General features: G+C 65.9%; 2 protein-coding genes. Both read left to right on the top strand.

Annotated elements, in window-relative coordinates:
- On the top strand, positions 1–277 hold a 277-nt coding region (locus L1069_RS23940; RefSeq protein WP_237457307.1), incomplete at its 5' end, for a hypothetical protein.
- A partial coding sequence (locus L1069_RS23935; RefSeq protein ID WP_237457306.1) for a phage tail protein occupies positions 267–458 on the top strand: 192 nt, incomplete at its 3' end. The genes L1069_RS23940 and L1069_RS23935, both read left to right, overlap by 11 nt.

Raw genomic sequence — 458 nt, 5'->3', positions numbered from 1 at the left:
GTTTCATGCCCCGGTACAGACCCGGCTAGGCGTGCGCGGGCGGGTGCTGATTGCGGATCAGACTGCCCCGGCCGCGCCCGTCAAATCCTCTGAAACCGCCGCCGCCCTGCGCTTTGCGGCACGAGGCAAGGCCGCAATCCGGACGGACGCCAAACCCGCCGCGCCTGCGCGCAAATCACAGGCCGCCGCCGCTGCCCGCCTGGCCGTGACCGGACGCGCTGTCATCCGGGATCTGATCACGATCCGCGTACCTGAAGGAGCACCCTATGCCGCTTAACAGCGTCCAGATCATTACCGCGAAAGGGCAGGACAAACTTGCCCAGGCCCTGTCCAGCGGGCTGGCGGTGCAAATCACCGATGTTGGCTTGGGCGACGGCAACGGCCTGCGCTACAACCCGGCTGAAGGCCAAACCGCATTGAAGAATGAACGGGTGCGCCGGGCGATCACCAAACAGCAT

Origin of the sequence: Leisingera sp. MMG026, assembly GCF_021654205.1 — a bacterium.
In the GTDB taxonomy this organism is placed as follows: domain Bacteria; phylum Pseudomonadota; class Alphaproteobacteria; order Rhodobacterales; family Rhodobacteraceae; genus Leisingera.
Note: the sequence above shows the minus strand (reverse complement) of the source record. Positions and strands in the feature narration are given on the sequence as shown.